Origin of the sequence: Roseomonas sp. TAS13 (genome assembly GCF_001950415.1) — a bacterium.
Taxonomy (GTDB): Bacteria; Pseudomonadota; Alphaproteobacteria; order Acetobacterales; family Acetobacteraceae; genus Roseomonas; species Roseomonas mucosa.
This window is the reverse complement of record NZ_BDLP01000060.1, coordinates 1-17375: the sequence shown is the minus strand read 5'-3', so window position 1 is coordinate 17375 and position 17375 is coordinate 1. Positions and strand designations below refer to the sequence as shown.

Here is a 17375-nt window from a genome sequence, read left to right as displayed (position 1 = left end):
GGTGGCGCAGGGCCTGCCGCTCAGCCGCAAGGCTCCGATGATCTTTCCGCCCTACGGCCACTTCGATGCCGTCACCGACCGGGGGATGGCCGCATGACCGCCGTGCTCACCGCCGAGGCGATCCGGGTCGGCCCGGACCTCGCCGCCTGGCTCAAGGTTGGCGGCGGCGAGGGACTGGAACGCGCCCTCGACGATCCCGCCGGCATCATCCCCGCCCTGGAGGCCGCCGGGCTGCGCGGCCTGGGCGGCGCCGGCTTCCCGACGCACCGCAAATGGGCCGCCGTGGCGGCGCAGCCGCCCTTCCCCGAGGGCGGCGGCAAGTGGATCATCTGCAACGGCAACGAGGACGAGCCGGGTACCTTCAAGGACCGCTTCCTGCTCTCCCGCACGCCGCATCAGGTGATCGAGGGCGCGCTGATCGGCGCCCTGGCGGTGAAGGCGAACATGATCGCCCTCTACGTCAATCCGCGCGAGACGGCCTCCGTGAAGGCCCTGCGCGCCGCCGCCGATGCCTGGCGCGCGCATCCGCTGCTGGCCCGTGTCTCGGAATCTGTCGGCACCCCGGTGCAGATGCGCGTCAGCGAGAGCGCCGGTCTCTATGTGGGCGGCGAGGAGACCGCGGCGGTGGCCAGCGTCATGGGCGGCTTCCCCTTCCCGTCGCTGAAGCCGCCCTTCCCCGCGGAAAAGGGCGTGAACGGCGCGCCGACGCTGCTGAACAACGTCGAGACCTTCGCCCATGTCCCGCATATCCTCCAGCACGGCGCGGCATGGTACCGGGCGCTGGGCCTCGGGGAGGCGGCGGGCACCAAGCTCTACTCGCTGTCCGGCGACGTGCTGCGGCCGGGCCTGCACGAGCTACCGATGGGCACTTCGCTGCGCGAGCTGGTCTTCCGCTGCGGCGGCGGCATGCTGGCGGGCAAGGCGTTCAAGGCGGTCTTCACCGGTGGCCCCTCCAACACGCTGCTGACAGACCGGGACCTCGACGTCGCGCTGGACTTCGACAGCCTGCGCGCCCGCGGCTCGCGCCTCGGCACCGGCGCCATGATCGTGGTGGGCGAAGGCACCAGCATCCTGCGCAAGACAGCGGAGTACGTCGCCTTCTTCGCGGCGAGCTCCTGCGGCCAGTGCCCCTCCTGCAAGATCGGCACGCACCAGGTCTCGCGCATCCTCGAACGCATCGAGGCCGGGGCCGGCCGCCCCACCGACCTCGCGGCTCTGGAGAACTTGACGCGCCTCCTGCCCGGCTCCGGCCGCTGCGGACTGGTGGACGGCGCCGCCACGGTGCTGGCCAGCTCCCTCGCCACCTTCCGGAGCGAATACGAACGGGCAGTCGGCCTGTACTGAACCCTGCCCCGGCGGGTCCGCTGCGCTTCGTGGCGGGCCGCCGGGGGAAACCACGGGGAGGGGCGCCGGAAAGGAGACGGCCCGGATCCCGGAATCGCGTGGAAAGTTTGGTTGCCGAACGGGTGCCGCGTGATCCCCGCAACCTTTGCCTTTCGCATGAAAGGCGGAAACCCGTCTTTTGCCGGCCGGGTGGAAGCCCGTTGGAAAGCGGAAAATCATCCTGAAACCCCGGCTTTCCGGAATTTCGGATAAAGGATATTGCGCCCGGCGCGGAATTCCACATCTATGGGGGCGATTTATTCCCCTTTCTCGTTTTGAACCGAAGACAAATGGCCAACAAATCCCCGATCAACCTCGACAATCTCTCGGTTCAGGAACTCACCGCCCTGATTGCCAGCGCCGAGGAAAAGCGCCGGGAGAAACTGGCGGAGGCGAAGCGTGACCTCCTGGCCGAAATGGAGGAGAAGGCGGCGGCCCTGGGCCTATCGCTCGAAGGTCTTGTCCAGGCCGAGGCACCGGCCCGGGGCGGCCGCAAGGTCCGCCGTGCCACCGCCGGCGCGGCGGCTGCCAAGTATCGCGGCCCCAATGGCGAGGAATGGTCCGGCCGCGGCCGCCCACCCGCCTGGATCGTGATGGCGGAGTCCGAGGGCAAGAACCGGGAAGGCTTCCGGATCTGAGCCGGCCACGGGACCGGGGGTAAATTCCCCAACCCTCCGGTCGCGTTCCGCGGGCCGGCATCGCCGGCCCGGACGAGGCCGCATCAGCCGTGGTGGTTGTAGCGGCGGTAGACGATCTGCGTCGGCGGGCCGACCAGGTACTTCCCGACACCTTCCCGCAGGGCCCGCGCATAGACGGGCAGTGCGCCCTCGAAAGCCTCGATCGTGCGGTCGATGGCGTCGTCGTCATGGGCATAGCTGATCACCAGCGAAGGGCCGATGACGCCACGCCGGATCAGCTCCTGCATCAGCAGGGCGCGGAAATGCTGGGAGGCATGGCCCTCCGCGTCGCGCGTGCCGAAGACGAGGTTGCTGCCCCGCCCCTCGATCGGCACATGCTCCGCCAGCCCCAGCGCCGCCGTCCGCTCGCGCAGCGCGGCCGCCAGGCGGTCGCCCTGGCGCTGCATGGTCTCCACCACCGGTTCCTCGCGGTACACCCGCATCGTGGCTATGGCGGCGGCCAGGGCATGGGTTTCCCCGCCATGGGTGGTGGACAGCAGGAAGACCCGCTCCCCCTGGTGTTGCAGACCGCCCAGCTCCATGTAGCGGCGCTTTCCGGCCAGGGCGGAAATGGCGAAGCCATTGGCCAGCGCCTTGCCGAAAGTGCTGAGATCCGGGTCCAGCCCGTAATATTCCTGGCCGCCGCCATTCGCGAGGCGGAAGCCGTTGATCATCTCGTCCAGGATGAAAAGCGCGCCGTTCTCCTGGCACAGCGCCTGGACCGCGGGCAGATAGCCCGGCGGCGCATCGGCGTATTTGCAGCTTTCCATCAGGACGCCCGCGATCCGTCCGGGATGCGCGGCGAAGAGCGCGCGCAGGGCCTCGATATCGCCATAGGGAAAGCGCAGGCTCAGGCTGACATTCTCCGGCGGAATGCCCGCATCCATCGCCGTGGTGCCGATAAACCAGTCGTCATAGGAAAAGAAGGGGTGGTCGGCGCAGAAGGCGATCATGTCGCGCTTCGTGGCGGCCCGTGCGATCTTCACCGCGGCGGAAACGGCGGTGCTGCCGTCCTTGGTGAACTTCACCATCTCCGCGGCGGGCACCATGGACAGGAAGGCCTCGGCGCATTCCACTTCCAGCCGGTGCGGGCGGCAGAAATTGGTGCCGAGGGACAGGGCCTCCCGCACCGCTGCCAGCACGGCGGGGTGCCCGTGCCCCAGCCCCACGGAGCGCAGCCCCGGGCTGTATTCGATGTACTCGTTGCCGTCCGCGTCCCAGACATGGCAACCCTCGCCACGCTCGATGAAGCCGGGGGCCAGTTCGGGGAACTGGTCGTCGCCCTTGGCATAGGTGTGGGCCCCGCCGGGGATCACCGCATGGGCCCTGGCCTGCAAACGCCTGGATTCGGGATAGGGCATTCGTCCGCTGAGCTCCGCCGATCGGTTTGGGATTGCCAGCCGCGCCCGCTATCGTGAAACGCCCCAGCCATGGCGTCTCCCATCGGCCGGACGCCGTCGCTGGCCTTTGTTGCAACGCCACGTTCCGTCTCATTTCTTAGTGGCGGCGTTGTTTGACAGTAAGAAGTATATTGTGAATTGTGGGATAGGGTTTTCACGTTAGGGTTGTTCATGGACGATTTTTGGACAACCATCGACAGCGCCGACGACCTGCGTCTCGGTGAGGTCATGCCCGCCTGGTTCGCCGGGCGTATGATGGCGGATGACTGGCTGTTCGGCCTGCTGCTGACCACGGGCCACACCATGATCATCCGCAATATCGACGCCATCCATGTGTCGCGTACCGGGCATGTCCTGCTCGACGTGAACATGGCCACGGCGTCGGATGCGCCGCGGCTTTCCGGGCCGCTCCTCACCTCCCCGACGGAACGCGGCCGCGCGACCGTTGCCTTGGCGCAGGTGGCCGTGGCCTTCGAGCTCAAGGACGTGCCGGAGGACTGAGCGCCGGGTCCCGCCGGTCGTCTTCCGCGACACCCCTTGGAGCTACCCCCCTCCGCCCGGGAATGGTAGCCGGGGAGGGTCAGCAGGAAGGGGGTGACCATGGGTCGTCGTCAGATGAAGGGCGCCAACCGCCGGACCACGAAGCCCCGGGCGAAGTCCGTGGAAGGTCCGGTCCTGGAGCAGGAACGGCCCGGCCACTCGGCCGAGGCGGAGATCGCGCGGCTGCGGCAGGAATTGCGGGAGGCCCGCGCCACCCTGGAGCGGCTGGCGCTGACGCATGAACCCGAGGCCGCCCGGGCCGCCCTGTCCCGGCGCCTCGCGGAGCTGGAGGAGGCCCGGCAGGTCGCGCGCGGCCATGCCGTGGAAGCCGCCCTGGCGCGTTCCCGGGCCGAGGCCGACCTGCAGGCGCTGCGCAACGCCCTCTCCCGCGCACCGGGCCTGTCGGGCTGGCTCCTGCGCCGCGCCCAGCGGCGGCTGGAGGAAAAGACGCCGCACCAGGGGTGATGCGGGCGGAGCCTGCCCCGGGGACGGCCACGAAGCGCAGTGCCGAAGCCCAGGCGGCCCCGCCCCGCGTGGGCTTCTACTGCTGCGGCCCCTTTCCGGGCATGGACGGCGTGGCCGGGGCATGGCGGCTGCCGGCAGGCCGGCCACGCCGGCGATGGATCGGGATCACCTCGGCCGAACGTGGCAGGAAGTGCTCGGCGACGCGCCGGGGATCGGCCTCTCCGGCCCGCAGTTCCAGGCAGCGGCCCAGGATGTCGCGCAGGGCGCCGTTCTCCGCCGCCGCCAGCGTCTCCAGCCAGTCGGTCAGGAAGGCGTTCACCTCGGAGGACATGCCCCGGCTGCAACAGGCGGCCACGTCCTCCAGCTCGCGCGCCTCCAGCCCTTCCCGGAGGCGCCGCAGCGGCGCGATGACGCCGTGGCGGAGCAGCGCACCGAAGACACCGCCCCGATTCGCCAGCCGCTCCTCCTCCAGCGCCTTCAGCAGCGCCGATGCGGCCTGCGTATCCTCCGATTCGAGCCAGGCGCTCGCCGCCGTCAGGGCGACCTGCCAGTCCGGATCCAGCCGCAGGAAGGGGCCCCAGGTGCTGCCCGGCAGGGGGTAGCGCCCGGCATAGGCCCGCAGGGCCCGCACCGCCTCGCGCCGGCTCCACAGCGGAAGCCCGTTGGCGAGGCCGAAGGCATAGAGCTCCTCCAGGGAGGTCCGGGCGGCCCGGTCGTCATGCAGCCCGGCTCGCAGGGCCTCCCCCAGCAGCATGTCCTCGTAGCCCCGCCAGGATCGCAGGCGGCGGTCCAGCGAGGGTTCCTCCAGGAGCCGGGCGAAGCTCTCGGGTTCGGTCAGGAACAGGGGCTGCCAGGTGATATGGGGTCGTGGCATGGAATTTTTCCCCTGCGTCCGGTGCGGGCCTCGAAAGCCTGCCCGGCACTGTGCCGGCATCTGGTTGAGAAAAGGTTAACGGCACACCCCGGCGCTAAGAATCCGGCAACCATTCCGCATCCGGGCTTTCCGGCCCTCGCCGCATCCGATGGCGCCCGCGCCGCGCCTTCCCCGGCATCGCATCGCCGGGCTGCGGAACGGGGCCCGCAGGGTGAACCCTGTCCAGACAGCGGCGTTCCCGTTGGGCCCCGGCCGAGCCGGCGCTCCCTTTCCGGGGCGCCGCTGCCCGGCCGCAGAAGGAGATCCGGACGATGGCAAAGGGACAGGTGCTGGTGGTCGCGACGTCACATGGCCTCCTGGGCGACGGGCCGGAGCGCACCGGGCTGTGGCTGGAGGAACTGGCCGTGCCCTACTACGCCCTGCTGGATGCGGGCTTCGAGGTGCTCCTGGCCTCCACCGCCGGCGGCGAGATCCCCTTCGACCCGCGCAGCCTGCCGGGCGCCTCGCCCGAGCCCAATGGCATCCACGGCGCCGTGGGCCGCTTCCTGGCCGATGAGGGCGCCATGGCCCTGGCCCGCGCCTCGTCGGGGCTGGAGGACGTGGCGGAGCAGCCCCATGACGCGGTCTTCCTGCCGGGCGGTCATGGCACGATGTGGGACCTGCCGGCCAGCCGGCCGCTGGCCACGCTGGTCGGCCACGCCATGGAGGCCGGCAAGCCGGTCGCCGCCCTCTGCCACGGTCCGGCCGGGCTGGTGGCGGCGCATCGCAAGGGCACCAGCGCCCCGGTGGTGGAGGGACGGCGGGTCACAGGCTTCAGCAACCGCGAGGAAGCCGCCACGGGCCTGTCGGAGACGGTTCCCTTCCTGCTGGAGGACCGGCTGCGCTCCCTGGGCGCGCACTACGAGAGCGGCCCGGACTTCACGGGATTCGCGCTGCGCGACGGCAACCTGATCACCGGGCAGAACCCGCAATCCTCGGCGCTGGTGGCGCAGCATCTGCTTGCCGCCATGAAGGAGCGCCACTGATCCGGTCGGCATGGGTTTTCCTGGCACCAGGGCGCCCTGCCAGCCCCCATGCCCGGTATCAGCGGCGTGACAGCACGACCAGATAGCCGCAGGGCTGTTCCGAGGCGTTCTCGAAGCCGCAATCCGCCGGGGCGCCCAGCACCAGGCAGTCCCCGGCGGCGAGCCGGTGCCGCGCCGCGCCCTCGTGGAACAGCAGCTCGCCTTCCAGCACCCAGATCACGTGCTTCCAGGACAGGTAGGTGGAGGCCGGGTAGTCCACCCGCGCCCCCGCGGGCAGTTCCACCCGCACCAGCTCCGGGTCGCTGCCCGAAGGTGTGACGGCGCGGCGCAGATAGCCCGTTTCCGGGTCGCGCCAGAGCGGCTGCGCGGCGGCCCGGGACACGCGCCCGCCCCCGGCATCGCCCTCCGCCCGCGCCAGCAGGGTGGAAAGCGTCAGCCCCAGCGCCGAGGCCAGGCGCCCGAGCAGCGCGGCGGTCGGGCTGGCCTCGGCGCGTTCCACCTTGCTGATCATGGCCCGCGAGACGGCGGAACGTTCGGCCATCTCGGCGATGGACCAGCCGCGTTCCTCCCGCTCCGCCCGCAGCCGGGCGGCCAGCGAGGCCGTCAGGTCGGATGGCTCCATCTCGTCTTGTATATTGCTCATGCGTCCATCATAGTAGATAGCACACCGCCCGGTGACCAGCCGCCTCGATCCAGCCGGATGACGCAATACCCCATGGCCCATCGCCCGAAGGACGGGATCGCATGATCCCACTCGCCCCGATCGGCCACAATGGCGGTCCGCCCCTGGAGGAGCCCGATCCCGGCGCTTCGGGCCGGCTGCATCTCTGGCGCAGGGCACACAAGAAGGCCTGGAAGACGCCGCCGCGCGAGATCGCGCTGCGCCGCCTGGCCCGGGCCGAGGAGCTGGGCATGACCTACCGCGAATACACGCTCGAAATCCTAGAACGGGGCCGCTACCTGTGAGCCAAGCCAAAGCGGGGCGCCAGATCGTCCTGAATGCCTTCGACATGGCCTGTGTCGGGCATATCCAGCAGGGGATGTGGACGCATCCGCGCGACCGCTCCACGGATTATCTCAGGCTCGACCACTGGATGCGCCTCGCGCAGACGCTGGAACGCGGGCTGTTCGACGGGCTGTTCCTCGCCGATGTGCTGGGCATCTACGATGTGTATGGCCACAGCCCCGATGCGTCCCTGCGCGGCGCGGTGCAGGTGCCGCTGCTGGACCCGATGCTGCTGGTGCCGGCCATGGCCGGCGTCACGCGGCACCTGGGCTTCGGCATCACCTGCAACCTCGCCTACGAGGCGCCCTATCTCTTCGCGCGGCGCTTCTCCACGCTGGACCACCTGACGCAGGGGCGCGCGGGCTGGAACATCGTCACCGGCTATCTCGACAGCGCGGCGCGCGCCATGGGGATGGCGTCGCAGATGGCGCATGACGACCGCTATGACCTCGCCGACGAATACATGGAACTCGTCTACAAGCTGTGGGAGGGAAGTTGGGCCGACGATGCCGTGCGAGCGGACCGGGCGGCGGGCCTCTATGCCAATCCCGCCCGCGTGCGCCACGTGCGGCACGAAGGCGCGCAGTACCGGCTCGACGCCCCGCATCTGGTGGAACCCTCGCCGCAGCGCACGCCGGTGCTGTTCCAGGCCGGTGCCTCCGACCGTGGACGCCGCTTCGCCGCGCGCCATGCGGAATGCGTCTTCGTCAATGGCGGCGCGAAGCCGGCCGTGGCGCAGCTCGTCGCCGACCTGCGCGCCCGCGCGGCGGAACGGCCGCTGAAGGTGCTGGTCGGCGCCACGCTGGTGGTCGGCCGCACCGAGGCTGAGGCACGCGACCTGCTGGAGGACTACCGCCGCCATGCCAGCGTCGAGGGGGCCCTGGCCCATGCCTCGGCCTCGCTGGGCATCGACTTCGCCCGCTATGGCACGGACGAGCCGATCGAGGCCGGGCCGACCCAGGCCATCCAGTCCAATGTCGAGGCCGCGAAGCGTGCCGCCGGCCCGGTCTGGACCAAGCGCAAGCTGATCGACCAGTTCGTGCTGGGCAGCCGCCAGCCGCCCATCGTGGGTTCGGCGGAACAGGTGGCCGAGGCGCTGATCCGCTGGGTCGAGGAGACGGATGTGGACGGCTTCAACCTGTCCCGCACCGTGGTGCCGGAATGCCTGGAGGCGGTGGTGGAGCGCGTCGTGCCCGTCCTGCAGGAACGCGGCGCCTTCAAGCACGCCTACGCGCCCGGGACGTTGCGCGAGAAGCTGTTCGGCGCCGGGCCGCGCCTCGCCTCGCCGCATCCGGCGGCGGGGTATCGCTTTCCGGCATGATCCGGCGTCAACAGGAGCCAACGAACCGGGTCCAGGGCGCACAGCGTCCTGGCGGATGAGGGTATCGGGGGAAGGCGGCGCCTTCCCCCGGGGACACCTAGAACCCCACGCGGTCCCCGCCCTTGAGCGACAGGATCTCCCGCGCCTCGTCCGGCGAGGCGATCTCCAGGCCGAGGCCCTCGATGATCTGCCGCGCCAGCCGCACCTGCTCCGCGTTGCTGGTGGCGTACTTGCCCGGCCCGGCCCAGAGGCTGTCCTCCAGCCCGACGCGGACATTGCCGCCCATGGCCGCCGCCATGGCCGCGATGGGAAGCTGGTTGCGCCCGGCGCCAAGCACGGACCAGCGGTAGTTGTCGCCGAAGAGCCGGTCGGCGGTGCGCTTCATGTGCATCACGTCCTCCGGATGCGCGCCGATGCCGCCTTGCAGGCCGAAGACCGTCTGGATGAAGAGCGGCGCCTTCACCAGCCCGCGGTCGAAGAAGTATTTCAGGTTGTAGAGATGCGCGGTGTCATAGCACTCGAACTCGAAGCGCGTGTCGTTGCCGGCGCAGGTGGTCAGGATGTACTCGATCTGGCCGAAGGTGTTGCGGAAGATGATGTCCTTGTTGGCGAGGTAGCTGCGCTCCCACTCGTGCTTCAGGTCCTTGAAGCGGTCGAGCATCCCGAACAGGCCGAAATTCATCGAGCCCAGGTTCAACGAGGCGACCTCCGGCCTGAAGGTCGCGGCGGGGCGGACGCGCTCCTCGATGCTCATGGTCGGCGCGCCGCCGGTGGTCAGGTTCACCACGCAGTTCGTGCGCTGCTTGATGACCGGCAGGAACTTCGCGAAGGCCTCCGGCGTCTGGTCCGGCTCCCCGGTCTCAGGGTTGCGGGCATGCAGGTGGACGATGGCAGCCCCGGCCTCTGCGGCGCCGACCGCCGCCTCGGCGATCTCCTCCGGCGTGACCGGCAGGTGCGGCGACATGCTCGGCGTGTGGATCGCGCCCGTGACGGCGCAGGTGATGATGACCTTGCGCTTGGTGGCCATGCTCAGCGTCTCTCCTGTTCCTGCTTGTGCGCCCGCAAGGCGGCGAGGCGTGCGTCGCGCCACTGCATCCGCTCCGGCAGGTCGTCACGTCGCGGCCATTGCCGCATGATCTCGGCGGTCCTCGCCTCGCCGAAGACCTCCGGCGGTGCCGGATCGGCGGCGAGGCGGCGGTAGAAGCCGGTGTAGCGGGCGCAGTAGTCGGGAATGCCGCCCGGCGCGTTCAGCTCGATGGTCGCGAAGGGGCCGAGGAAGCTCCAGCGCAGGCCGAGCCCGTCCGCCACCGTGCGGTCCAGGTCCTCGGGGGTGACATAGCCTTCCTCGACCAGCCGGAAGGCCTCGGCCAGCAGCGCGCCCTGGAGCCGGTTGAGCACGAAGCCCTCGATCTCCTTCAGCACCGTGACCGGCACCTGCCCGATGGAATCGTAGATCTCCCGCGCCCGCGTCACCACGGCGGGATCGGTCCATTCGGCGCCGGAAATCTCCACCACCGGCACGAGGTGCGGCGGGTTCACCGGATGCCCGATCAGGCAGCGCGGCCGCCCCGGCAGGTCGTCGGTGAAGAGCGAGCAGCGGATGGCGGAGGAGGAGGAGGCGATGATGGCCCCACGCGGCGCCAGGGCGTCGAGCTCGCGGAACAGCGCCCGCTTCACCTCCAGCACCTCCGGCCCGTTCTCCTGCACGAAATCCACGCCATCGAGCGCGGCGGCGAGGTCCTTCGCCGCCTGGATGCGCGCGGCGGCGCCTTCGGGGTCCTGGCAGAGCCCGTGCTCCGCCAGATTGCGCAGCCCCTCGGCGCAGAGGGCGCGGGCCTTGTCCGCCACCCCCTCCACCGGGTCCCAGAGCCGGACCTCCCAGCCCGCCCGGGCGAAGATCATTCCCCAGGCGCGGCCGATCAGCCCGCTCCCCGCGATGCAGACACGCATGCTCACAGCCACAGCACCTTCCGTCGCAGTTCCTCGTCCTCGCGCAGCAGCCGGGATTCTCCGAGCCACTGCACCGCGCCGCGTTCCAGCGCCACGGTCCGGTCCGACAGGGCCAGAGCGAGGTCGAGATGATGGTCCACGATGATGATCGAGACTTCCCGGCGCAGCCGGTCGAAGCACTCGAACAGCTCCTCCGTCACCGCCGGGGAAAGTCCCTCGAAGGGCTCGTCCAGCAGCAGCAGCCGCGTGTCGCCGGACAGCGCCCGGGCCACCGCCACCATCTGCTGCTCGCCGCCCGAAAGGCGGTCCGCCGCGACGTTCCAGCGTTCGCGCAGCCGGGGGAAGAATTCGAGCACGCGCTCCTCCTCCCAGTGCACGCCCGCGCCGGTCAGGCGCTTCAGGCGCCCGAGGCCCAGATTCTCGCCCACGGTCATGCCGGCGAAGAGGCCGCGCCCCTGCGGCACGAAGCCCATGCCGCGCCGGGCGATCCGGTCCGGCGACAGGCCCGCGATCTCGTCGCCGCCCAGCACGATCCGGCCGGAGGCCGGGCGCGCCGTGCCGATCAGCGTCTTGAGCAGCGTGGACTTGCCCGCGCCGTTGCGGCCGAGCAGCGCGACGATCTCCCCCTGCCGCACCGTCAGCGACACGTCGTTCAGGATGTGCGACTTGCCGTAGAAGGTATTGACCTTCTCCATCACCAGCAGGTCACGTTCCGTCGCGGCGCTGACACGCGGCTTCGCGGCCACGGCATCGGCGCCGGAGCCGAGATAGACCGCCTGCACCCGCGCATCGTCGCGCGCCTGCTCCACCGTGCCGTCCACCAGCACGGCGCCGTCGGCCATCACCGTCACCCGGTCCGCCATGCGGAAGACACGGTCGATGTCGTGCTCCACCAGCAGCACGGGGATGTCGGCGGAAAGCGACTTGATCAGGTCGCCCACGCGCTCCCGCTCCGCCGCGGCGAGGCCAGCCAGCGGCTCGTCCAGCAGCAGGATGCGCGGCTTCGTGGCCAGGGCCAGCCCCATGTCGAGCAGGCGCTGCCCGCCATAGGAGAGGCTGCCGGCCTCCGCCCGCTCCACGCCGGACAGGCCGGTCCAGCGCAGCAGCTCCTCCGTGTCCTGGCGCAGCTCGGGGATGGCCTCCGCGTCGCGCCAGCCGTTGAAGCGCGCGGGGTGCCGCGCCTGCACGGCGAGGCGGATGTTCTCCTCCACCGACAGGCCGGGGAAGAGGTTGGTGATCTGGAAGCTGCGGCCCAGCCCGGCCCGGGTGATGGCATGCGGCTCCATGCCGTCCACCCGCTGCCCGTCCAGCATCACCCGCCCCTCGTCCAGCGGGAACATGCCGGAAAGCAGGTTGAAGGCCGTGGTCTTGCCCGCGCCGTTCGGGCCGATCAGCGCGTGCAGGCGCCGGTCCTCCACGGCGAAGGACACGCCCTGCACCGCTTTCACCGGGCCGAAGCTCTTGCGCATCGCCTCGGCGGACAGCACCGGCCCCGCCGTGCCGCCTTCGCGGATGAAGCGGGCAGGAATGCGGCCGCTTGCCCCGGCGCGGCGGGCGGACATGGCGGCGCCCTCCGTGGCCTCGCGCCGGAAGGGCTTCAGCAGGCGCTTGCCGATGCCCACCAGCCCGTCCGGCGAGAAGAGGATGAAGCCGACGAAGAGCAGGCCGAAGATCAGCAGCCAGTTCGCCGTGTAGATGCTCAGGAACTCGCGAAACAGGATGTAGAAGAGCGCGCCGATGGCCGGCCCCAGAAAGGAACGCATGCCACCGATCACCACCATGGCCAGCAGCTCGCCCGAGAAGGCGATGGCGATGGGATCGGCCGAGGCAAAGCGGTGGTTGTAGACGCTGAGAACCCCGGCCAGGCCGGTGATCGTGGCCGAGACAGCGAAAGCCACCAGCTTGTAGCGGTTGGTGCCGTAGCCGATGAAGCCAGCGCGCTGCTCGTTCTCGCGGATCGCCACCAGCACCGTGCCGAGCGGCGCGCGGCGCAGGCGCCAGAGGCCGATCAGGACGGCGAAGGCGACCGCCGCGACGACGGCGTAATAGGCATAGGGATTGTCCAGCGCCGCATAGCGCCGCACGTTGCCGAGCCCGTTCTCGCCGCCGGTCAGGTCGGTCCATCGGAAGGCGATGGCGAAGAGCATCGCCGTGAAGGCCAGCGTCAACAGCGAGAAGTACACGCCGCGCCGCCGCAGGATCAGCGCCCCCGCGACCAGCGAGGCCGCGGCCACGATAACCAGCGCGCCCAGGCCCGGCAGCAGCATGTCCGTGGGCAGGAAATGCCGTTGCAGCAGCGCGGCGGCATAGGCGCCGATGCCAAACCAGGCGCCATGGCCGAAGGAGACCAACCCGGTCCAGCCGACCAGGATGTTCAGCCCCATCACGGCGATGGCGAAGACCACCACATCCGTGGCGGTGGTCATGGTGAGGCCGATCGCTTCCATCAGGAAGGGCAGAGCCACCAGCATGGCGCCCGCCGCCAGCAGTTGCGCCAGCGGACCGGAGGCGCCGGGGCGGCGCACGGTTTCCGGCGGATTCAGGGTGGAGGATGTGTCGAGGGGCATCACGGGGACCTCACTCGAAGCGCTGGATGCGCTCGCCCAGCAGGCCGCGCGGGCGGAGCAGCAGGACAAGGACCATCAGCAGATAGACGGAGGCCTCGGTGGCCGGAGGAAAGTAGTAGGCGGCGAGGCCGCGCACGACGCCGACGATGAGCGCCGCCACCACGACGCCCCAGAAGGAGCCGAGGCCGCCGATCACCACCACGACGAAGGCAAAGGTCAGGATCTCCGCGCCCATGGTCGGCGTCACGCCGGTCACCGGCGCCATCATCGTCCCCGCCAGGGCGGCGAGCCCGACCGCGATCATCACCACCGCGGTCATATAGGGCTTCAGCGAGATGCCCAGCGCCGCGACCATGTCCGGGTTCTGCACCCCCGCCCGCACCACGCGGCCGAAGGGCGTGCGCGTCAGCAGCAGCCAGAGCCCCGCGACGCAGAGCACGGCGACGCCCAGGATGATCAGCCGGTACTTGGAATAGATGAAGTCGCCGATGAAGACCTGCCCGCGCAGCCAGAGCGGGATCGAGAAGGGCAACGGCGCGGCGCCGAAGACCATGCGCAGCGCCTGTTCCGCCACCATGGCCAGGCCGAAGGTCAGCAGCAGGCTCAGGATCGGGTCGCCGCGGTAGAAGCGGCGGAGCATGAAGCGTTCCACCAGCAGGCCGAGCAGCGCCACCGCCACGGGCGAGACCACCAGCGCGCCGCCGAAGCCGATGGTGGGCGTCAGCGCCACGGCCAGATAGGCGCCGATGGCGTAGAAGGCGCCGTGCGCGAGGTTGACGATGCCGCCCAGGCTGAAGATCAGCGACAGGCCAAGAGCGATGAGCAGGTAATAGGCGCCGATCAGCAGGCCGTTGAGGACCTGCTCCAGCACGAAGACGAGTTCCATGGTCCGTGCTTCCCCAGATGGTCACGCGGGACGCCGCGCCGGCCCGGGTCGGGGCGGGCGCGGCCTGTGACGGCGCTCAGGCCGGGAAGGAGCAGGCGTTCTCCGCCCGATTGGTGGCGATGCTTTCCAGGCTCTCGTCGGGCTTGGGGAAGCTGCCATCCGGCTTGAAGATGTCGTACTGGTTCTTCACCTGATCCGGCGGCAGCGCGGTGATGGCGTACATCTCCATCATCAACTGGTGATCCCAGGCGCGGAAATAGCCTTCGCGGCTCTTGGAGATGTCGAACTTCGCGCCTTTCTCCAGATGCTCGACCACCTTGGCGGGCTCGATGGACTTCAGCTCGTTCATCGACTGCGCGATGACCTTCATCGCCGTGTAGTCGCTCCAGCCCTGGTTCTCCGGCGGCTTCTTCCACTTGGCGCGATAGGCATCGGCGAACTTCCGGGCGGAGGGCGCCTCCAGCATGTGGTGCCAGACCACCGGCCAGGTGCCGAGGAAGTTGCCCTGCCCGGCGCCCCAGGCCAGCGCGATGTCGAAGCCGAAGCCCGCGACCGGATAGCTCAGCCCGAACTCACTGTACTGCTTCAGGAAGTTCGTGACCTGCGCACCGGCCAAGTTGCCGATCACCACATCCGGCCGCGCCTGCCGGATCTTCAGCAGGAAGGGCGAGAAGTCGGTCAGCTCGGTCGGCACGAGGTCCTCGCCCGCCGCCGTGGCGCCGTTCTCGCCGAGGAACTTCCTGGCGACGCGCAGCAGGTCATGGCCGAAGGCATAGTCGGCGGTCAGGGCGTAGTACTTCTTTCCCTTCACCAGCCCCTGCTGGAGGATCGCGTTGCCCGCGGTCCGCACCATCATCGTGTTCTGCGATTCGGTGTGGAACATGAAGCGCTGGCAGTCGGAGCCGCGCAGCGCGTCGGAATTGGCGCCGGTGTTGATGAACAGCACCTTCTCCCGCTGCACCACCTGCCCGATGGCCAGCGCCGAGGCGGAATTGATCTCGCCCACGATGCAGGCGACCTTGTCGCGCTGCGTCAGCCGCTCGGCCTTGGCCGATGCGGTCTGCGGGTTGACGCTGTCCTCGTACAGAACCTCGACCTTGCGGCCGTTGATGCCGCCGCCGGCATTGATCTCCTCGGTGGCGAGCTGCACCGCCTGCACCGCGAATTCGCCGAGCGGTCCCAGGAAGCCGGTGCGCGGCGTCAGGTGCCCGATGCGGATGACATCCGGCTGGCCCTGCGACAGGGCCGGGCGGGCCAGGGTGACAGGGAGGAGCGTCGCCGCGCCGGCCATGAGCAGGCCACGACGTGGGAGGAGCACGTTCTTGGACATTGTCTTTTCCCTCAACAGGGCTCTGCGGCCCTTGTTGTGATCTGTGATCACAGTTAGCTTGCCGAAAGCATCAGCCCTTGTCCAGTCTCTCCTTCATGACCTCCGCCGCGGTTCTTGCCGACCTTTCCCCCCTCGCCCGGCGCACCCTGGGCGAGACCGTCTATGCCGCGCTCTCGGAACTCCTGGCCTCGGGCCAGCTTGGTCCCGGCGAAAGGCTGTCTCTGCGCGACAGCGCCGCAGCGCTCGGCGTCTCGGTGATGCCGGTGCGGGAGGCGGTGAACCGGCTGGTGGCGGAGCAGGCGCTGGAGGTCACGCCGGGCCGCGCCATCCGGGTGCCGCTGATGAGCCGGAGCGAGTTCGAGGCCCTGGCCGAGACGCGGATGGCCGTGGAGGGCCTGGCCGCCGCCCGCGCCGCCAAGCATCGCAGCGCCGAGGCCCTGGCCGCGATCCGCATGGCGGAGAGCGCCTTCCGCCTGATGGCGGAGGAAGCCGAGCCGGACCGCGTGCGCCTCGTCGCGCTGAACCGTGACGTACACTTCACCATCTATCGTGCCGCCTCGCTGCTGCCGCTGCAGGAGATCATCGCGCGGCTCTGGCTGAAGGCCGGGCCGGTGCTGAACCTCGACCTACGGGAACATCCCGAGCGGGTGCGCCAGGGCTCGGCGCTGCGGCGCCATGCCGAGGCACTGGCGGCAATCGAGTCGGGCGATGCCGCGGGCGCGAGAGCCGCCATCGCGGCCGATATCCGCGACGCGGCGGATTTCATCATCGCGCATGGCCGCCTGCCGGAAGGCTAGCGTCCGGCGCCGGATAGGGAGGAAGAGGAGAATGGACCTGGGCATGACCGGGCTGCGCGTGCTGGTGACGGCGGGTGCTGCGGGTATCGGGCGCAGCATCGTGGAGGCCTTTGCCGAGGAAGGTGCGCGCGTCTTCACCTGCGACGTGGATGCGACGGGACTCGCCACCCTGCCCGTGGGCGTTGGGCATCAGGTCACGGATGTGGCCGACCGCGCACAGGTGGCCTCACTCTTCGACTCGGCCATCGCGGCACTCGGCGGGCTGGACGTGCTGGTGAACAATGCCGGCATCGCAGGCCCGACCGGCGCCGTGGAGGAGATCCACCCGGAAGACTGGGACCGCTGCATCGAGGTCTGCCTGACCAGCCAGTTCAACTGCGCCCGGCTGGCCGTCCCGCATCTGCGCAAGAGCGGCAACGCCTCGATCGTCAACCTGTCCTCGGCCGCGGGCAAGTTCGGCTTCGGCTTCCGCAGCCCCTATGCGGCGGCGAAATGGGGCGTCATCGGCTTCACCAGATCGCTCGCCATCGAGCTCGGCGAGGCCGGCATCCGCGTCAACGCCATCCTGCCCGGCCTCGTCGCCGGCGACCGGCAACGCCGCGTGCTGGAGGCCAAGGCACAGCAGCGCGGCATCGGTTTCGCAGAGATGGAGCGGATCGCCTTCTCCTACACCTCGATCAAGGACTACGTGACACCGCGCCAGCTCGCAGACCAGATCCTGTTCCTCTGCAGCCGCCGCGGCGCCACCATTTCCGGACAGGCTATCTCCGTGGATGGCGATACGCGCATGCTGACCTGATGTTCAGGCGTCGCTCTGTTGGCGGTCCGGGGAAAAAGTGCTGCCAGCCGTTGGTCCTCAAGCCCGGGACTTGCGGCCTGGCCCTCGGGGACAGACGGAAACGCGGGGTTGCCGAAAAAAGAAGGTACGGCGCCCCTGTGGTTGGGGCTGGAACACGGCATACTTCTTTTGTCCACGCTGCTGGGTGCGCGTACGGGGGTATGTTGCGTGCTTGTGTGTGGGGGGGGGTGTTTGGATGCGGGGACAGGATTTGAACCTGTGACCTTCAGGTTATGAGCCTGACGAGCTACCGGGCTGCTCCACCCCGCGCTGGGTGATGGTGTGATGGTGACGTGGGCGGCGATCGGGTCGGGGG

At 69.8% G+C, this 17375-nt stretch carries 17 protein-coding genes and 1 tRNA gene; 9 read left to right on the top strand and 9 right to left on the bottom strand.

The features are described from left to right. Window positions 1-93 precede the first annotated feature (93 nt). Window positions 94-1344, top strand: coding sequence for an NADH-quinone oxidoreductase subunit F (locus ROTAS13_RS07525; protein ID WP_075821965.1), 1251 nt, complete (start codon window positions 94-96; stop codon window positions 1342-1344). Window positions 1345-1673: 329 nt separating this feature from the next. Next, window positions 1674-2021, top strand: coding sequence for an H-NS family nucleoid-associated regulatory protein (locus tag ROTAS13_RS07520; RefSeq protein WP_019460993.1), 348 nt, complete (start codon window positions 1674-1676; stop codon window positions 2019-2021). 83 nt (window positions 2022-2104) lie between these two features. On the opposite strand, the gene ROTAS13_RS07515 is transcribed toward ROTAS13_RS07520, so the two are convergent. Further along, entirely contained in the window at window positions 2105-3421 is a 1317-nt protein-coding gene (locus tag ROTAS13_RS07515) for a glutamate-1-semialdehyde 2,1-aminomutase (RefSeq protein ID WP_019460994.1), read from the bottom strand. A gap of 210 nt (window positions 3422-3631) precedes the next feature. Between ROTAS13_RS07515 and ROTAS13_RS07510 the strand changes: the two genes are divergently transcribed. Continuing rightward, complete coding sequence (locus ROTAS13_RS07510; RefSeq protein ID WP_126281909.1) at window positions 3632-3961, top strand: hypothetical protein; 330 nt, start codon at window positions 3632-3634, stop codon at window positions 3959-3961. Between the two features lie 99 nt (window positions 3962-4060). Continuing rightward, a complete protein-coding gene (locus ROTAS13_RS07505) occupies window positions 4061-4465 on the top strand; it encodes a hypothetical protein (RefSeq protein ID WP_126281910.1) in 405 nt (134 codons plus the stop codon). A 76-nt stretch (window positions 4466-4541) separates the two neighbouring features. Here ROTAS13_RS07505 and ROTAS13_RS07500 read toward each other — a convergent pair whose 3' ends face one another. Further along, complete coding sequence (locus ROTAS13_RS07500; RefSeq protein ID WP_058389630.1) at window positions 4542-5339, bottom strand: hypothetical protein; 798 nt, start codon at window positions 5337-5339, stop codon at window positions 4542-4544. A 311-nt stretch (window positions 5340-5650) separates the two neighbouring features. On the opposite strand from ROTAS13_RS07500, the gene ROTAS13_RS07495 reads away from it, so the two are divergent. After that, window positions 5651-6364: a type 1 glutamine amidotransferase domain-containing protein gene (locus ROTAS13_RS07495; protein ID WP_075821963.1), complete on the top strand. Its 714-nt coding sequence runs from the start codon at window positions 5651-5653 to the stop codon at window positions 6362-6364. A gap of 58 nt (window positions 6365-6422) precedes the next feature. Here ROTAS13_RS07495 and ROTAS13_RS07490 read toward each other — a convergent pair whose 3' ends face one another. Next, on the bottom strand, window positions 6423-7007 hold the full coding sequence (locus ROTAS13_RS07490) for an XRE family transcriptional regulator (RefSeq protein WP_099781769.1): 585 nt from the start codon (window positions 7005-7007) through the stop codon (window positions 6423-6425). Window positions 7008-7108: 101 nt separating this feature from the next. Between ROTAS13_RS07490 and ROTAS13_RS07485 the strand changes: the two genes are divergently transcribed. Further along, window positions 7109-7330: a hypothetical protein gene (locus ROTAS13_RS07485; protein ID WP_019461000.1), complete on the top strand. Its 222-nt coding sequence runs from the start codon at window positions 7109-7111 to the stop codon at window positions 7328-7330. Then, entirely contained in the window at window positions 7327-8691 is a 1365-nt protein-coding gene (locus tag ROTAS13_RS07480) for an LLM class flavin-dependent oxidoreductase (RefSeq protein WP_252572073.1), read from the top strand. The genes ROTAS13_RS07485 and ROTAS13_RS07480 overlap by 4 nt, the downstream gene beginning before the upstream one ends. Before the next feature lie 97 nt (window positions 8692-8788). Here ROTAS13_RS07480 and ROTAS13_RS07475 read toward each other — a convergent pair whose 3' ends face one another. From ROTAS13_RS07475 to ROTAS13_RS07455, 5 genes are all read right to left on the bottom strand, one after another. Then, window positions 8789-9718 carry a 3-keto-5-aminohexanoate cleavage protein gene (locus ROTAS13_RS07475; RefSeq protein ID WP_019461002.1) on the bottom strand — a complete coding sequence of 310 codons (930 nt, stop codon included), beginning with the start codon at window positions 9716-9718 and terminating at the stop codon, window positions 8789-8791. A 2-nt stretch (window positions 9719-9720) separates the two neighbouring features. Continuing rightward, window positions 9721-10641, bottom strand: a complete 921-nt coding sequence (locus ROTAS13_RS07470; RefSeq protein ID WP_075821962.1) for a 3-hydroxyacyl-CoA dehydrogenase — start codon at window positions 10639-10641, stop codon at window positions 9721-9723. 2 nt (window positions 10642-10643) lie between these two features. Beyond that, entirely contained in the window at window positions 10644-13208 is a 2565-nt protein-coding gene (locus ROTAS13_RS07465; RefSeq protein WP_216348607.1) for a branched-chain amino acid ABC transporter ATP-binding protein/permease, read from the bottom strand. A 10-nt stretch (window positions 13209-13218) separates the two neighbouring features. After that, on the bottom strand, window positions 13219-14094 hold the full coding sequence (locus ROTAS13_RS07460) for a branched-chain amino acid ABC transporter permease (protein WP_019461005.1): 876 nt from the start codon (window positions 14092-14094) through the stop codon (window positions 13219-13221). A gap of 76 nt (window positions 14095-14170) precedes the next feature. Further along, complete coding sequence (locus ROTAS13_RS07455; protein ID WP_075821961.1) at window positions 14171-15424, bottom strand: ABC transporter substrate-binding protein; 1254 nt, start codon at window positions 15422-15424, stop codon at window positions 14171-14173. 77 nt (window positions 15425-15501) lie between these two features. Here ROTAS13_RS07455 and ROTAS13_RS07450 point away from each other — a divergent pair, with 77 nt between their 5' ends. Both ROTAS13_RS07450 and ROTAS13_RS07445 read left to right on the top strand, forming a co-directional pair. Continuing rightward, on the top strand, window positions 15502-16221 hold the full coding sequence (locus ROTAS13_RS07450) for a GntR family transcriptional regulator (RefSeq protein ID WP_019461007.1): 720 nt from the start codon (window positions 15502-15504) through the stop codon (window positions 16219-16221). Window positions 16222-16252: 31 nt separating this feature from the next. Further along, a complete protein-coding gene (locus ROTAS13_RS07445; protein ID WP_075821960.1) occupies window positions 16253-17020 on the top strand; it encodes an SDR family oxidoreductase in 768 nt (255 codons plus the stop codon). 232 nt (window positions 17021-17252) lie between these two features. Here the strand turns inward: ROTAS13_RS07445 and ROTAS13_RS07440 are convergent. Beyond that, a tRNA-Met gene (locus ROTAS13_RS07440) sits at window positions 17253-17329 on the bottom strand. Window positions 17330-17375 lie beyond the last annotated feature (46 nt).

Coding starts and splice junctions, on each gene's coding strand:
- ROTAS13_RS07525 (WP_075821965.1), top strand. CDS start 94: ATGACCGCCGTGCTCACCGCCGAGGCGATCCGGGTCGGCCCGGACCTC.
- ROTAS13_RS07520 (WP_019460993.1), top strand. CDS start 1,674: ATGGCCAACAAATCCCCGATCAACCTCGACAATCTCTCGGTTCAGGAA.
- ROTAS13_RS07515 (WP_019460994.1), bottom strand. CDS start 3,421: ATGCCCTATCCCGAATCCAGGCGTTTGCAGGCCAGGGCCCATGCGGTG.
- ROTAS13_RS07510 (WP_126281909.1), top strand. CDS start 3,632: ATGGACGATTTTTGGACAACCATCGACAGCGCCGACGACCTGCGTCTC.
- ROTAS13_RS07505 (WP_126281910.1), top strand. CDS start 4,061: ATGGGTCGTCGTCAGATGAAGGGCGCCAACCGCCGGACCACGAAGCCC.
- ROTAS13_RS07500 (WP_058389630.1), bottom strand. CDS start 5,339: ATGCCACGACCCCATATCACCTGGCAGCCCCTGTTCCTGACCGAACCC.
- ROTAS13_RS07495 (WP_075821963.1), top strand. CDS start 5,651: ATGGCAAAGGGACAGGTGCTGGTGGTCGCGACGTCACATGGCCTCCTG.
- ROTAS13_RS07490 (WP_099781769.1), bottom strand. CDS start 7,007: ATGAGCAATATACAAGACGAGATGGAGCCATCCGACCTGACGGCCTCG.
- ROTAS13_RS07485 (WP_019461000.1), top strand. CDS start 7,109: ATGATCCCACTCGCCCCGATCGGCCACAATGGCGGTCCGCCCCTGGAG.
- ROTAS13_RS07475 (WP_019461002.1), bottom strand. CDS start 9,718: ATGGCCACCAAGCGCAAGGTCATCATCACCTGCGCCGTCACGGGCGCG.
- ROTAS13_RS07470 (WP_075821962.1), bottom strand. CDS start 10,641: ATGCGTGTCTGCATCGCGGGGAGCGGGCTGATCGGCCGCGCCTGGGGA.
- ROTAS13_RS07465 (WP_216348607.1), bottom strand. CDS start 13,208: ATGCCCCTCGACACATCCTCCACCCTGAATCCGCCGGAAACCGTGCGC.
- ROTAS13_RS07460 (WP_019461005.1), bottom strand. CDS start 14,094: ATGGAACTCGTCTTCGTGCTGGAGCAGGTCCTCAACGGCCTGCTGATC.
- ROTAS13_RS07455 (WP_075821961.1), bottom strand. CDS start 15,424: ATGTCCAAGAACGTGCTCCTCCCACGTCGTGGCCTGCTCATGGCCGGC.
- ROTAS13_RS07445 (WP_075821960.1), top strand. CDS start 16,253: ATGGACCTGGGCATGACCGGGCTGCGCGTGCTGGTGACGGCGGGTGCT.